We start from the raw sequence: 15,109 nt of genomic DNA on the forward strand, positions 1-15,109 counted from the left end.
GAATACATGTCGAACAAAATGAATAAGAAAGTGTGTACGATTTCGTATGGCTGTCAAATGTCCGAGCGGGATGCCGAGACCTTGACGGCCATTTCGGAAAAAAACGGGTACGCGCGCACCGAGAACCCTGAACAGGCCGATTTGGTTATCATTAATACCTGCTGTGTCAGAGAAAGCGCCGAAAATAAAATTATTGGCAAAATCGGTCAATTGAAAAAACTGAAAGAAAAAAAACCGCAGCTCAAGATTGCGGTTGCCGGATGCATGATTCAACAGCCCGGCCTGCTGGAAAAACTCCAAAAAAAAGCCCCTCATGTCGATATCTGGACAGGGACCTTTGATCATCATCAATTTGAAGGTTTGCTGAAAACAGCGGATCAGGGCGGAAAAGCCTCGCTTGTTTCCGGGGCGGCCTGTGAAACCACTGAGGTTGTTCCTTTGGCTGAAAAAGGAAAGCTTCGGACCAATGTCAACATCATGTATGGCTGTGACAATTATTGTGCCTATTGCATTGTTCCTTATGTCAGGGGAAGAGAACGCAGCCGTCCGATGGACGTTATTCTGGACGAAATCAGGACACTTGTCGAAAATGGCTGCCGTGATGTGACCTTGCTTGGCCAGAATGTCAATTCCTACGGAAAAAAAGACGGTTTTGCGTATGATTTTTCCGATTTGCTGACTGAAATCGATCAAATTGAAGGGCTTTACCGAATCCGGTTTATGACCTCTCATCCGAAAGATTTCAGTGATAAGCTGATCGAGACGGTAGCCCGCGGCGAGCATATCTGTGAACACTTCCATCTGCCATTCCAGGCCGGAAGCAATCAAGTGCTGACGGCGATGAACAGAGGGTATACCAGGGAATACTACCTGGAAAGAATTGCGCGTATTCTGGAAATTGTACCCGAGGCCCGATTGACAACCGATATTATTGTTGGGTTTCCCGGAGAAACGGAAGAAGATTTCGAGCAGACGCTTGATCTTGTCAATACAGTGCCTTTCAATCAGGCCTTTACCTTCATGTTTTCCAAACGGTCCGGGACTGCGGGGGCAACGCTTCCGGATCAGGTTCCGCTCGATATCAAGAAAAATCGTCTGCAGAGACTGATGGTACTTCAAAATACCCGGAGTCTGAGCTGGCGCCAGGAACTGATTGGCAATCGCTATGAAATTTTGGTGGAAGGACCCAGCAAGTCGGATCCTAAATATTTAACAGGCCGTACCAGAGGAAATGAGATTGTTGTATTTGAAGGCAGGGAGGACTTGGTCGGTTCGCTTGTTTCGGTTACAATCAGATCTGCAAATTCCTGGACGCTTTTTGGGGAGCTAAGTGAGCCATGAATACACCCATGCTGCAGCAATATCAAGAGATAAAGAACAGGGTACCGGATACGATCCTGTTTTTCAGGCTTGGCGATTTTTATGAAATGTTTGGCCAGGATGCCGAGACAGCTGCTCCTGTTCTGGAAATCGTGCTAACGGCGCGGGACGCAGGCAAGGGCCAGAAAATACCCATGTGCGGAGTTCCGCATCATGCCGTGGACGGTTATCTTCTGAAATTGGTCGCTGCCGGATTTAAAGTTGCCATTTGTGAACAAATGGAAGATCCTCAAGCCAGTAAAGGAATTGTCAAAAGAGACATTGTCCGGATTGTGACGCCGGGTACGCTGGACAGTATCAGCTCGGAAACAAAGAACAACTTTCTGGCGTGTGTCTATAAGGAGAAAACGTGGGCGCTCGCTTATCTCGACATCACAACGGGTGATTTCCGGATCATGGAGACGCCTTCCATTCAGATACTGCAGGCGGAATTAAACCGTATTGCACCTTCCGAACTTATCCTGTCCAAGGACATTGTGATGCTGCCCAAACTATTTACGGATTATTATCTGACAGCGATCGAAAAAAATTTGTTCCTGAGGACGGCTGAACTTAGTGAAAGATTTAAGAAGCAGGCAGAACTTTTGCAGCAAATGCCGGTTGCCTGCAAAGCTGCCGCCGGACTTTGGCAGTATATCAGTCAGAATATCCCCAACTCGGGACAGGAACATATCCTGCGCATTTCGGTGAGCCAAAGCAGTACGGCAATGGTTCTCGATAAATGGACCAGAAGGAATCTTGAACTTGTCGAATCACTGCGAACCAGCGATGAGAAGGGGACCTTATTTTCCACCCTGAATTTAACCAAAACGGCCTTTGGAGCCAGACTGCTCAGAAACTGGGTGCAGCAACCCTTACGCGATCCTGAAAGCATTAATGAACGGTTGGCTTCCGTCGAAGAGTTAACGCTGAATACTTTTTTACGCCAAGATATACAAAAAGCTTTGACAGCAGTGTATGACCTGGAAAGGCTGCTTGGAAAACTGTCCCTTGGCAAAGCAAGTCCCCGGGATCTGCTGGCGCTGGGCAGCACGTTATCCTGCCTGCCTAAGGTCAGGGATTGCATCACTGACAACGGTTCTCAAAAGCTGGCTAAATACCTGCCGTCCCTGGCCGGGCTTGATGACCTTGCGCAGGAACTGCTTGCGGCCATAAATCCTGAAGCACCGTACTCTCCGAAGGACGGAAATATTATTCAGAACGGCTATTCAGCAGAAATTGACAGTTTGCGGGCGATATCGTCCGGTGGCAAAGAATGGATTGCCCGCCTCGAAAATCAGGAAAGAGAACGCACCAAAATCCGTTCGTTGAAGATCAGCTTTAATAAGAACTTTGGGTACTTTATTGAAATCACCAATGCGAATGCCCATTTGATTCCGAATGATTATCAGCGAAAACAGACGCTGGTTAATGCCGAGCGATTCATCACCCCGGAATTAAAGGAATACGAGCAGCGCGTCCTGACTGCGCAGGACAAACTCAGTGATCTCGAATATCAGCTGTTTTCTGTGCTTCGGGACAAGGTTCTGGCTTGTTCGCTGCTGATCATTAATGCTGCCCAGTCGTTGGCTGAAATCGATGTTTTTGTCTCGTTGGCTGGAACCGCCATTCAGAACAATTATGTCAAACCGGAAATACGTTCCGATGGGATCATTCATATTGTTGAGGGACGGCATCCGGTTGTGGAAAGAATCTGTGATACGTTTGTTCCGAATGATACTTATCTTACCCGTAATAAGCACCTTGCTCTGATTACCGGCCCCAATATGGCTGGGAAATCGACCTATATGCGCCAGGTAGCCCTGATTGTTTTAATGGCCCAGGTCGGCAGCTTCGTGCCTGCCCAGAAGGCTGCCATTTCGATTGCCGACTGTATCTTTACCCGGGTAGGAGCCGCCGATAACCTGGCCGCAGGGCAAAGCACATTTATGGTCGAAATGAACGAAGTTGCCCATATCCTCAAAAATGCCACGGCGGACAGTCTGATTATTCTAGACGAAGTCGGCAGGGGAACAGCCACGTTTGACGGTCTCAGTCTGGCCTGGGCGATTGCCGAGTATCTGGTTGAAAACACCGACATTAAAGCCAAAACATTATTTGCGACACATTACCATGAGCTAACCGAATTGGAAGAACGTTATCCTGAAGTTTTTAATCTGCATGTGGCTGTTAGGGAACAGGGAGACGACGTTGTTTTCCTGCATAAAATACTTCCCGGCAAGGCTGACCGGAGCTATGGCCTTCATGTGGCGAAGATTGCCGGCCTTCCGCCCCATCTCTTAAAAAGGGCAGCCCTCATTCTCGGTGAACTCGAAAATTCCCCGACCCAGCGCAAGATTGTGAAAGCTGTCGATGCCAATATGCTGCAGCCGTCACTGTTTGATACCCAAAGCACGCATCCGATATTTAAGGAGCTTGAAGAGCTGGATCTGGATAATCTTGCACCGCGTCAGGCGATGGATTACCTCTATGATCTCGTCAGCCGCGTTAAGGCGACGAAGATTATCTAACGGCATTTCTGCAATGATGATTGATATATCTTGATGAGGCTTTTCAGCTTTCTATAAATCGGTAATTATGTTGTGGCCTTTTTAGACAACGAATAACCCTGTTTGTGGCCTGTCTGGGTGCCACAATACCGCTTTCGGCTATTGCGCCCTCCCTGGCGCAAAAAGCCGCGCTGCGCACTCCATGCTCCGCTTGTCGCGGAACTGTGGCACCCAGACTAATTACAAGCATGTTAGAGTAGTTTTCTTGCCAGAATGTGTCTTAATGTAGATTCCCTTTAATGAATGATATTTGTAGCTTTAAGAAATGCCTAACAGCCTAGAAATAATCTATCATTATACATATACGAATATACTTAGACTCGGATCAATGTATTGCAGATAAATGTTGTCATACGACATTTCCCTTGAAAGAAAGTCTAAATAGATTTGATATGAATGGGGAGTAGTCATGGAGCCAAAGAAAGAGAAGGAACAATATCTAAGAAGTGATATTAATCATTTTGAGAAGTTCACACAGTGCGTAGAGATGCTAGAAGTTAGCCTTTTTCTTGTTCACAGATTGGAAATAGATTCATTTATTAACGTAATTGCTACGCAACTAAGAATTCTGATATGTGATTCTAACCGCGGTAAAGACAATTCCCTTTTGCCCAAGGTTGTTGATGAACCACTTCTACTTTCATTTGGGAATATTACTGACCCCTATAAGTTTTTAAATGGAGAAAGAAGAACTGTATATGATCTATTCGATGATAACTCTAAGCCAGTAGCGTTAGGTGAATGGGTAAATCAAATTATTATTCAGTATGACTCAAAGAATTATTATTCAGTTAAAGACCTTATTAAAACATTTGCCGAAAAAGACGGGGGCGCACATGTAGATAGTAATTTAAATTGGACAGAAATTATTACGACTAATGTTGGAGTTAATTATTTAATCTTGATAGCCCTGTACATCTTACATTGTATTAGCGCAGACTATGATAAGGACATTAAAGAGTTGATTCTTGATCCATTGAATGTGCAAAACAAAGACCGGGAAAACGTCGTATAACAGCCAAAACCCAAAGTAATACATAATTTAAAATAATACTGTCTGCGTAATCAGTAACAGTGTCAGCGTAGCACGATGCGGAGCGCGGCTTTTTGCGCCAAGGAGGGCGCAATAGCCGAAAACGTTACTGATTACGCAGACCAACCCCATATAATAAAGATCATAACAGAAGGAGGAGATAACATGGCCAGCCTTATTGGCATCGATGTGGGCGGAACGTTTACCGATGCTGTCATGATTACGAATGGCGTGATCGAGCGCAAGGGTAAAATTCCGACCAATCAGGATGACATTCTGAACACGATCATCAGCGCCCTGGATTATCTCCAAATTTCCAAGGCTAAAAACATCGAAACCATCACCGTCAGTACGACGCTGGTAACGAACGCAATTATGCAAAAACACCTGCCTAAGGTCGAACTGATCCTTTTTCCGGGGACCGGCATGAAGCTTTCCTCATTGCCGTGGCCCGTGGATTACAGTGTCTCAACCGGTGTTTTGGATTATCGCGGAAGGGTCGTTGTGCCAGCGGATAAATCAGAGTGGCAGACGCTTGCTGAAAAATTGAACAAACAGTCTGTTAAGCCGCTTACGGCCATTGTCAGTAAATTTTCCCATCGCAACAATGTCTTTGAGGAGCAGCTGGCGGCCTATTTGCATCGAGAGGTGCCCGGAATTACAACGGCTCTCGGAAGTCAGTCCGGACAGGCCAATTTCTACCGCAGAAGTCTGACGACTTATCTGAACCTGGCCGCAACAGAATTGTTTCAGAATTTTGCTTATCAGTTGAAGATGGCGGTTGAGGCAAGGGGATGCCGGGCGCCGATCCGGGTGCTAAAGGCAGATGGCGGGGTCTTGCCGCTGGCAAAGATCAGACCGGTTGAGTCGATTTACTCCGGACCGGCGGCAAGTGTACTTGGAACGCTCGCCCAGAGCAATCCGGAGGAATCCTATGTCGTTGTCGATATCGGTGGAACCACGACCGATATAGGGCTGGTATTATCCGGATCTCCGTTAATCAGCACCCATGGAGCGCAGATTGGACCCTTCCTGACGAATGTCCGCTCGCTGGCTGTGCGTTCAGTCTCTATTGGAGGGGATTCAGCTGTCTGTCTGGATCAGGGAGAGGTTATGCTGGCCGACCACCGCTTAGGTCCTGCCTACTGCATAGGAGGAATCAGCCCGACACCTACGGATGCACTGCGCTACCTAAATCTGACGGATTACGGTGATCTGCAGCGGGCTGAAGAAGCGCTTGGCATGCTCCTTCCCGAGAACCAAAGAACAGCATCTGATCTGCGCCGGACAGCAGAAACCATCGTTGAGAAAATGGTTGAAAAAATTGCCCGTGCCATTGAGCAGCTATTAGAGGAATGGAAAACCGAGCCGGCCTATAAGGTCTGGGAAGTCATCCATCATCATGATGAATTTAAATTCTATATTCAGCTCAGCGGAGGAGGAGCACCGGGGCTTGAAGCAGCGCTGGAGAACAGGATGAAGCTGCGGACGGTTCTGAGTGAATTCTCGGAAGTCTCGAATGCGATCGGAGCAGCGATGGCTAAACCAACCTTTTCCTGGACGCTCCACCTGGATACGAAGTTCTCCATTTACAGGATAGAGGAAACCGGGGAGCAGGGTATTTGGAGCGGACCCAAAAAACCCCATCGGGAAGTAGAAGATTTCTTGAAAGAATTAGCGCAAAAACAGGCAGTCGGCCTTGGAATAGAAACAGGTGACCTGGAGAAAGAGATCTTTGATTATTTTCCGCTGGTTGAGAATTATCATACGGTCGGCCAGATTGTCAAAGGTGCGATGCATGTTCCGCCGGGAGTCATTGGGAGGATACGGTCATGAACAAGACAGGAATTATCTTCTTTCCGGCTTTTGACTGGTCTCTTGGGGAATTCCATCCGGAACGGGAAGAACGCTTGCTTTACACCCAGGAACAGATCTTTGAAGAAGGGATCATGGATCTTCCCCAGGTCAGGCAATACTCTCCCGGGGTGGCGGATCTCTTTGATGTTTTACGAACCCAGGCGATTTATCCGGATCTCCAGCAGCATAATCTCGATGCCCATCTGATTGCGGTTGGAAGTTCGCTCGTACTCGGCAACGCGCTGATGAAAAAGGAAATTACGAACGGCTTTGCGCTGGTACGTCCGCCTGGCCATCATTCCGGAGCGACAGTTTGGGGAAACAGAGGATTCTGTACCCTAAATAATGAAGCTATTTTAATTAATGTTCTTCGGACCAAATACGGCATCAAAAAAATTGCTGTCATAGATACGGATGTTCATCACGGTGATGGGACGCAGGATATTTTTTATCATGATCCGAATGTCTTATATATATCGATCCATCAGGACGGCAGAACCATATTTCCCGGAACCGGATTTACGGAAGAGAAAGGTGGGCCGAATGCCTGGGGATCGGTGCTGAATATCCCACTTCTGCCGGGAGTTGGTGATGAAGGTTTCCTCTATGCGCTGGAAAACTGGATTATGCCTGCAGTGGAAGCATTTAAACCGGATCTGATCATCAATTCCGCCGGACAGGACAACCATTTCACGGATCCGTTGGCTTCAATGAATGTGACGGCTAGAGGTTATGGCAAAATCACTGAAATGATCAAGCCCGATCTTGCAGTACTGGAAGGCGGATACGCGATTGAAGGCGCACTGCCCTATATTAATATGGCTATTTTTTTGGCGCTGGCCGGAGAAGATTATTCCGGGGTGGTGGAGTCGCAGAAGCCTAAGCATACTGAAATTGGCGGAGATACGATTCGTTCTTTTCTGACCGATCTGAAAAGAACGAATGAAGCTGTCCGGCCTTCCTGGGTTTTTCGTAAAGAACAGTTTCTGCCGGCAGGTGACTGGGCATATTCCGAAAAAAGTATTTATTATGATACGGATGGATTTAAAGAAAACCGCAGGGAATACATCCGCAAATGCAGTCATTGCGGGGGGACGGTGCTGATGATATCCCGAAAACCGTCGGCTTTTCAAAAAGCGGTGCTTGTCAGAATTCCGTTTGAAGCATGTCCCAATTGCGAACAGGCCGGATACGATCTGGCAGAGACTTTTCAAAAATTGGAAAAAACCGTTCTACTGCAAAATCAATTGAGAGATCAAGTCCATTTATGGACGGACGGCAGGGAGGTGAATCCATTTGGTGGCTAGAATTAAGCTCCTTGATGAGCATTGCATTAATCAAATTGCAGCCGGCGAAGTTGTGGAAAGGCCTCTTTCCGTAGTCAAAGAACTGGTTGAAAACGCACTGGATGCCGGTGCCCGAAAAATAGATATCAGTATAGAGGGCGGAGGTACAGCGCTAATCAGAGTGAAAGACGACGGCGCCGGAATTCTGGCCGAAGATTTGCGTCTGGCAGTTCTTCCGCATGCTACCAGTAAAATATCGGCAATTGCAGATCTCGATGACCTCAGAACATTGGGATTTCGCGGAGAAGCGCTGCCGAGCATCGCTTCGGTATCCAAATTGAGTATTATGACGCGGACACCGGATGATGTTGCAGGACAGGAATTAAAAGTTGAGGGCGGCACATTTCTTTCCATGACGGAAATCGGATGCCCGCCGGGTACAGTCGTAACTGTTAAAGACTTGTTTTATAATACACCGGCCAGACACAAGTTCCTGCGTTCAGCCGTTACGGAGTTTGGCTGGATTTCCGACATGGTCGGCAGACTGTCCCTAGCCAGACCTGATGTTGCTTTTTCCCTGCGTCACCCGAATAATATCTTACTGCATACGCCTGGAAACGGCAGTCTTCTCGAGGCCATAGCAGCCGTCAGTGGCAATGATGCTGCCCGTAAAATGCTGCCGATATCCTACCAGGATGAAAGCCTTGAGATTTTCGGTTATGTCAGCATGCCGGAGCATGTCAGGTCGTCACGCAGCGGTCTTACCTTTTTTGTTAACGGCAGGGTGATCCGTTCCCAGTTAATGAATCAGGCCATTAAAGACGGTTATCATACACTGATTCCCGCCAATACCTATCCGGTATGCGTTATTTCGCTGAACCTGCCTCCTTCGGATTATGACGTGAATGTCCATCCCGCCAAACTGGAAATCAAATTTAAAGAAGAAAAAGAATTGAGCAGGAAGATTACGGAGGTTATCCGGAAAAACCTTCTGGACAGTTTTCCAATGCGAAAATATTCCTTTACGGGAAAAACAAGGACCTCAGAATCCGCTCCGTCTGAATCCAGTCCGTCTCACTGGGAACAACTCAAAATATTATACCGGCCGCTGGAACCGAATAGGTCAGATCAAAGCTCTCCGGCGTACGATCCTGATACACCAATTATCCCCAAAACTCAGTCTTTCAGAGATGTAGAGAAGATAAAAGAACATCATTACCCATACCTTAAAGAACAACTGTCTGAACCGCAGTCAGACCAGACAGAATACATTTCTGACAGATTATCCGGGGGTATGCCAGATAGTATGCCTAATCAGGTTCCAGAGCGTATTTCTGATACAATTTCTGACCGTAAGCCAGAGATTATCCCGGACCGCAATCTTGGGCGCATTACGGACAATATTCAGGAGAGCGTCCCGGACGGAATTGCTGAAGTATCTCCGACATTGCAGCAGGATAAGGAGACCGTCTCGAAATTCCTGGAACTGAAAGCTGTTGGACAAGTCTTTCATCTGTATATTCTTGCTGCAGACGACAAGAATCTGTATATTATAGACCAGCATGCAGCCCATGAACGTATCAGATATGAAAGCCTGCTTCAGCTTGCCAAACAACGTGAGACAGCAAGCCAGCTCCTTTTAATTCCGGAAACGGTGGAGCTTACGGTTCAAGAGGAGCAGATCCTGCTTGCGCATTTTGACGAACTGCATGGAATGGGCTTCATTTTTGAACACTTCGGAGACAGGACGTATTTTCTGCGAGGGATTCCGCTGCTGGATAACCTGGAATCACCGGGGAAGATGTTCAAGGCCTTTATCGATGAAATCCTGAACACATCTTTTTCTCCATCCTTGGAGAAACTTCTGGAAGAGTGGATCATGATGCTGGCCTGCAGGTCGGCTGTCAAAGGCAAAGAGCGCTTAATGGTTCAGGAAATGGATGAGATCATCCAAAAATTAGGCAGAGCAGATAATCCTTACTCCTGTCCCCATGGCCGCCCTACGGTCATTCAGATATCTGAGAAAGAACTCAATCATAAGTTTGAGAGGGAATAAAAAGAATTTAATTTCGAAATAATGATCAATTAAAGGTGATCAAATAAATAAGATCAATGAGCGCAGACAGAAAAATAGATTGATAGGATAGTAGAATGGATCAAACGGATAATGTGATTGCCTATAAACGGTCAGATGAAAAACTTAAACTGCGGCTTGAAAAGCTCAGTATGCAATCCGGGATAAAAATTGTTCCGATGGATGCCTTATCAGAAGCTGATGGTCTCCCGATACTTCGTTACGTTAAACAGAAGCTCTGTCTTGAAGATGATGGAGAAAGACTCTTTTTCCATCCAAGTATGGCATTGTTAAGGATGATCAATATCTTACGCGGCGTGCCGGACCGTTTTCTTCAGGCAGTGAATCTTGAGGCTGGGGATATTTTTCTTGATGCGACTATGGGTCTTGCGTCGGATACACTGATTGCTGCGTATGCGGCAGGTGGCAAAGGCAGAGTGATTGCTGTGGAAAGCTCGCCGCTGATCCACTTTCTGGTTCAGGATGGTCTGGCTCAGGTCAACCAGTTTAAACCTGCCAAGAAAATATCTCAGGAAAAAACTCAAGCCTGGACAGAATTGAGCCGAGCCGCTTCCCGCATTGAAACGATCTGGGCAGATCATACCAGGATATTGAAAGGGCAGCCGGATGCATCTGTGGATGTCGTCTATTTTGACCCAATGTTCCGTATTACGGTTAAAGAATCTTCCTCGATCCGGCCGTTGAAGAAATGGTCCGACCCGAATCCTTTGGACAGAGGCACAATCCGGGAAGCATGCCGCGTGGCCAGGAAAAGAGTTGTGCTGAAAGAACGAAAAGGCAGCAGCGAATTTGCCCGGCTTGGTTTTCATGTTGAAGAGAAGAATAAATACAGCCCTGTGGATTTTGGTATCATTGATTTAGCCAGGGTGGGGGAGGGTTTCCGATGAAGCCCCTGATCGTTATTATCGGACCGACAGCAGTCGGCAAGAGTGCTCTTGGCGTCGAACTGGCACTCAGACTGAACGGAGAAATCATTTCCGGGGATTCCGTTCAGGTTTACCGGAAGCTTGATATCGGATCAGCAAAACCATCGAAGGCTGAACAGAAGGGTGTGCCGCATCATCTGATCGATCTTCTTGATCCGGCTGAACCGTTTACAGTGGCAGGATTTCAGTCTCAGGCCAGAAAATGGATTGAGAATATTCAAGCCAAAGGGAAAATCCCGATTGTCGTTGGCGGAACGGGACTTTACATTCGTTCAATTTTGGATGAATTTGAATTTCCGGAAGAAGGATCGGACCCAATCAAGCAAAAGTGGCTGGCTTATGCCAATCAGCATGGCAATAAGGAGCTGCATCAAAGACTCGCGGAATGTGATCGGGCTTCTGCCGAAAAACTCCATGTGAACGATACGGCAAGAATTGTCAGGGCCCTGGAGATCTTTGAATTAACCGGCAAACCATTATCTGAACAAAGGTCATACATGGAAAAAATGTACGCTGAATTGGATGAATCAGTCATTTATTTAGGGCTGACGGCTCCAAGAGACGTGATTTATGAACGAATCAATGAGCGTTGCCATAAAATGGTAGATTGTGGTATAATCGGAGAAACTTTACGTTTACTCCAGGAGGGCTATTCACCAAGGCTAAAATCCCTTCAAACCATCGGCTACCGTCATGTCGTTTATTTTTTGAGAGGTTTGGTCACCCAAAAAGAAATGCTGCGTCTGCTTCAGAGAGATACCAGACACTTTGCCAAAAGACAATTAACCTGGTTTAGGAGGGATCCTCGAATCAAATGGTATGACGTCACAGAATGTTCGGCTCAACAAATTCTTGACGAAATTTGCGATTCTCTTGACTTGCACAGTGATGGAAACTAAGGTAAAATTAGACAATAAGAAAAATGGTGATGGAGGTAAAAAATAAAATGAATAAATCACCGATTAACTTGCAGGATGTTTTCTTGAACCAAATCCGCAAAGATAACATACCTGTTACGATCTATTTGGTCAATGGATTCCAGCTTAAAGGATTAGTCAAAGGTTTTGATAATTTTACGGTTGTTCTGGACTACGAAGGCAAACAACAAATGGTATATAAACATGCCATTTCTACCATAATGCCAATGAGACAAGTCAATTTAAATGCCTTAGTCGGGGAAATGACTGAGTAATTTCCTGATGGGGCCATCTTTGGGCTGGGACATATAGCTGATAGATATAGCGGATCGATATCACTGAGGCCTAGAACAGAAATAAAATGAAATGAAGTGAACATCGTGTTGTGTACCCGACATAGCACGATGTTTATTTTTTTATTATTTATATTTTTCCAGATTAATGATTCACCTTTTTTGCGCTGCGCTATATATATATAATGACGTTCTTATAGGGGGTGCTTCTTTTGTGTCCATTAAGATAACCTTCAGATCAAATCTTCCGCCGGTGCTCCAGACCCAGCCAATGACATCAGAACCTGAGTTGCCGGACTATGCCGGCAGCAGTAACAAAAAGACTGAAGAGATCATCACGGAACTCGATAGTTTAATTGGCTTAGAGTCAGTAAAAAAACTGATTCATGAGTTGTATGCTTTTGTAGAAATCTGTAAACGACGGGAAAAAGAGAAACTGAATACGGAGCCTTTAGTCTTACATACGGTTTTCAGCGGCAATCCGGGTACAGGAAAAACTACAGTCGCAAGGCTGATCGGAAGATTGTTTAAGGAAATGGGCGTCTTACCGAAAGGACATATTATCGAATGTGAAAGAGCAGATCTTGTCGGAGAGTATGTCGGACATACAGCCAATAAGACCAGAGAATTGGTTAAAAAGGCCCTCGGCGGGATCCTGTTTATTGATGAAGCCTATTCCTTGGCAAGGGGTGGGGAAAAGGATTTTGGCAAGGAAGCAATTGATGCCTTAGTCAAAGCGATGGAAGACCATAAGGATAACCTCATCCTTATCCTTGCCGGATATAAGGTTGAAATGGATGCATTCATAAAGACAAACCCTGGTTTGCGGTCGCGCTTTCCGCTCCATATCGATTTCCCGGACTACTCTCTGGATGAACTGATGTCTATTGGTGAGCAGATGCTGACAGACAGGCAATATACATTTTCTCCGCAGGCAAAAATTGTGTTCCGAAGAAACCTGCAGGATATGAATGACATGCAGCCTTATTCCGGTAATGCCCGGATGGTGCGCAATTTCGTGGAAAAAGCGGTTCGCAAGCAGGCCGTCAGACTCTACAGGCAGGCGAATCTGTCCAGGGAAGATTTAATGTGTATCAAAGAAGTGGATCTTTCTTGATCGGGGGGCGTTTGCCCTTTTACATATCAATGAGAACAAGATACAATATGCCTATAACCACATAAATCTGGAGGAATAAAATGGAAAATGGAAATCAATCAGGATTATCATTTTTAGACCGATTTTTGACGCTTTGGATCTTTATTGCGATGGCTATTGGTGTTTTCGGAGGTTATCTGTTCCCAAACATTGCTGTATCGTTGGGTGAGTTCAGCACGGGTACGATTTCCTGGCCGATTGCCATCGGACTCATTGTAATGATGTATCCTCCACTGGCCAAGGTAAAATATGAAGAGATCGGCAAAGTCGTACAAAATAAAAAGGTCTTCAGTTTTTCACTGCTTCAGAACTGGATTATCGGACCGGTTTTGATGTTTGTGCTGGCTATCGTGTTTTTGAGAGATATGCCAGGTTATGCTATTGGTTTGATCATCATCGGTTTAGCCCGGTGTATTGCCATGGTCATTGTCTGGAATACGCTCGCGAAGGGTGATAACGAGTATTGTGCCGCACTCGTGGCCCTGAACTCCATATTCCAAATACTCTTGTATTCGGTTTATATCTATCTTTTTGTTACTTTAATTCCGAAATGGCTTGGCCTTTCCTGGGGTGGGCAAATCGTGGATATTTCAATATGGGATGTTGCTAAAAGTGTTCTGATTTATTTGGGCATTCCTTTTGCAGCGGGTTTTATTACCCGTTTTGGACTGATTCGAGTTAAGACAAGAGAATGGTACGAGAATGTATTTATCCCTAAAATTTCACCGTTAGCTTTGATCGCCCTGCTCTATACAATCGTTATTATGTTTATGACCAAAGGGCAGGAGATTGTCACCAATCCAATGGGAGTCGTAAGAATAGCCATTCCCTTATTGATCTATTTTGCGATTATGTTTTTTGTCAGCTTCTTTATGTCTTACAAAGGCGGCTTTCAATATGACCAGACAATAACACTGGCTTTTACAGCAGCAAGCAATAACTTTGAACTGGCGATTGCGGTAGCTGTAGCGGTGTTTGGCATTGCCTCCGACGTAGCTTTTACAGCCGTTATTGGGCCATTGGTAGAGGTGCCGGTCATGATTGGCCTGGTGAATTCAGCACTTGCCTTAAAGCTCAAATTTTATGACCAGCAGGGTTGGCCACGTAGGCATAAAGGAGAGATTTAACCAATGCCGGAAAAGATAAAAGTAGCCTTTGTCTGTGTTCACAACTCCTGCCGCTCACAAATGGCAGAGGCCATCGCCAAGATAATTGCATCGGATAGCTTCGAAGCCTATTCAGCAGGTACAGAAATTAAAAATGGAATTAATCCCGTGGCTGTTACTGTAATTCAGGAACACTACAACATGGACATGAGCTTATCGCAAAAACCAAAACTTATTTCGGATATCCCACCGGTCGATATCGTTATTACCATGGGGTGTAATGTGAATTGTCCTTTTGTGCCTTGCAAATTCAGAGAAGATTGGGGTCTTGAAGACCCAACGGGGAAAGATAAGCAGGAATATATTAAGACGGCCAAAATCATCGAAGAAAAAATACTGGAGCTCAAATGCAGAGTGAATATGAAGTCCTATGTGTCTCTGCCTTGATCGTCAAGTAATATTTTTTTGTATATTGAAAAGTAAGCCAATTCGATGTAGTATTTTAGAAGAA

The 15,109-nt window shown here is 45.8% G+C and carries 12 protein-coding genes; all 12 read left to right on the forward strand.

Translation table 11 applies throughout. From position 1 onward, the window contains the following. Positions 1 to 6 precede the first annotated feature (6 nt). On the forward strand, positions 7 to 1,341 hold the full coding sequence (miaB, locus tag AAH944_RS07120) for a tRNA (N6-isopentenyl adenosine(37)-C2)-methylthiotransferase MiaB (RefSeq protein ID WP_415537605.1): 1,335 nt from the start codon (positions 7 to 9) through the stop codon (positions 1,339 to 1,341). Then, positions 1,338 to 3,890, forward strand: coding sequence for a DNA mismatch repair protein MutS (mutS, locus tag AAH944_RS07125; RefSeq protein WP_415537607.1), 2,553 nt, complete (start codon positions 1,338 to 1,340; stop codon positions 3,888 to 3,890). The genes miaB and mutS overlap by 4 nt, the downstream gene beginning before the upstream one ends. 448 nt (positions 3,891 to 4,338) lie before the next feature. Further along, entirely contained in the window at positions 4,339 to 4,944 is a 606-nt protein-coding gene (locus AAH944_RS07130) for a hypothetical protein (RefSeq protein WP_415537609.1), read from the forward strand. A gap of 183 nt (positions 4,945 to 5,127) precedes the next feature. Next, positions 5,128 to 6,798: a hydantoinase/oxoprolinase family protein gene (locus AAH944_RS07135; RefSeq protein WP_415537611.1), complete on the forward strand. Its 1,671-nt coding sequence runs from the start codon at positions 5,128 to 5,130 to the stop codon at positions 6,796 to 6,798. After that, positions 6,795 to 8,126 carry a histone deacetylase gene (locus tag AAH944_RS07140; protein WP_415537613.1) on the forward strand — a complete coding sequence of 444 codons (1,332 nt, stop codon included), beginning with the start codon at positions 6,795 to 6,797 and terminating at the stop codon, positions 8,124 to 8,126. The genes AAH944_RS07135 and AAH944_RS07140 overlap by 4 nt, the downstream gene beginning before the upstream one ends. Continuing rightward, positions 8,116 to 10,161 carry a DNA mismatch repair endonuclease MutL gene (gene mutL / locus AAH944_RS07145; RefSeq protein ID WP_415537614.1) on the forward strand — a complete coding sequence of 682 codons (2,046 nt, stop codon included), beginning with the start codon at positions 8,116 to 8,118 and terminating at the stop codon, positions 10,159 to 10,161. The genes AAH944_RS07140 and mutL overlap by 11 nt, the downstream gene beginning before the upstream one ends. Positions 10,162 to 10,256: 95 nt before the next feature. Then, positions 10,257 to 11,087 carry a class I SAM-dependent methyltransferase gene (locus AAH944_RS07150; protein ID WP_415537616.1) on the forward strand — a complete coding sequence of 277 codons (831 nt, stop codon included), beginning with the start codon at positions 10,257 to 10,259 and terminating at the stop codon, positions 11,085 to 11,087. Further along, on the forward strand, positions 11,084 to 12,025 hold the full coding sequence (gene miaA, locus AAH944_RS07155; protein ID WP_415537618.1) for a tRNA (adenosine(37)-N6)-dimethylallyltransferase MiaA: 942 nt from the start codon (positions 11,084 to 11,086) through the stop codon (positions 12,023 to 12,025). Before AAH944_RS07150 ends, miaA begins: the two co-directional genes overlap by 4 nt. Before the next feature lie 47 nt (positions 12,026 to 12,072). Next, a complete protein-coding gene (gene hfq / locus AAH944_RS07160) occupies positions 12,073 to 12,318 on the forward strand; it encodes an RNA chaperone Hfq (RefSeq protein WP_015045117.1) in 246 nt (81 codons plus the stop codon). Positions 12,319 to 12,550: 232 nt separating this feature from the next. Next, positions 12,551 to 13,453, forward strand: a complete 903-nt coding sequence (locus tag AAH944_RS07165; protein ID WP_415537621.1) for an AAA family ATPase — start codon at positions 12,551 to 12,553, stop codon at positions 13,451 to 13,453. 80 nt (positions 13,454 to 13,533) lie between these two features. Continuing rightward, positions 13,534 to 14,619: an ACR3 family arsenite efflux transporter gene (arsB, locus tag AAH944_RS07170; RefSeq protein WP_415537623.1), complete on the forward strand. Its 1,086-nt coding sequence runs from the start codon at positions 13,534 to 13,536 to the stop codon at positions 14,617 to 14,619. 3 nt (positions 14,620 to 14,622) lie between these two features. Then, positions 14,623 to 15,045, forward strand: coding sequence for an arsenate reductase ArsC (locus AAH944_RS07175; RefSeq protein ID WP_415537625.1), 423 nt, complete (start codon positions 14,623 to 14,625; stop codon positions 15,043 to 15,045). Positions 15,046 to 15,109: the final 64 nt, after the last annotated feature.

It is taken from the genome of Dehalobacter sp. CP (assembly GCF_047652685.1).
Taxonomy (GTDB): domain Bacteria; phylum Bacillota; class Desulfitobacteriia; order Desulfitobacteriales; family Syntrophobotulaceae; genus Dehalobacter.

What these genes read in the sequence shown, in the direction of transcription:
- AAH944_RS07135 (WP_415537611.1), top strand. Translation starts at nt 5,128, where the DNA reads ATGGCCAGCCTTATTGGCATCGATGTGGGCGGAACGTTTACCGATGCT.
- AAH944_RS07130 (WP_415537609.1), top strand. Translation starts at nt 4,339, where the DNA reads ATGGAGCCAAAGAAAGAGAAGGAACAATATCTAAGAAGTGATATTAAT.
- AAH944_RS07150 (WP_415537616.1), top strand. Translation starts at nt 10,257, where the DNA reads ATGGATCAAACGGATAATGTGATTGCCTATAAACGGTCAGATGAAAAA.
- hfq (WP_015045117.1), top strand. Translation starts at nt 12,073, where the DNA reads ATGAATAAATCACCGATTAACTTGCAGGATGTTTTCTTGAACCAAATC.
- miaB (WP_415537605.1), top strand. Translation starts at nt 7, where the DNA reads ATGTCGAACAAAATGAATAAGAAAGTGTGTACGATTTCGTATGGCTGT.
- mutS (WP_415537607.1), top strand. Translation starts at nt 1,338, where the DNA reads ATGAATACACCCATGCTGCAGCAATATCAAGAGATAAAGAACAGGGTA.
- AAH944_RS07140 (WP_415537613.1), top strand. Translation starts at nt 6,795, where the DNA reads ATGAACAAGACAGGAATTATCTTCTTTCCGGCTTTTGACTGGTCTCTT.
- arsB (WP_415537623.1), top strand. Translation starts at nt 13,534, where the DNA reads ATGGAAAATGGAAATCAATCAGGATTATCATTTTTAGACCGATTTTTG.
- miaA (WP_415537618.1), top strand. Translation starts at nt 11,084, where the DNA reads ATGAAGCCCCTGATCGTTATTATCGGACCGACAGCAGTCGGCAAGAGT.
- AAH944_RS07175 (WP_415537625.1), top strand. Translation starts at nt 14,623, where the DNA reads ATGCCGGAAAAGATAAAAGTAGCCTTTGTCTGTGTTCACAACTCCTGC.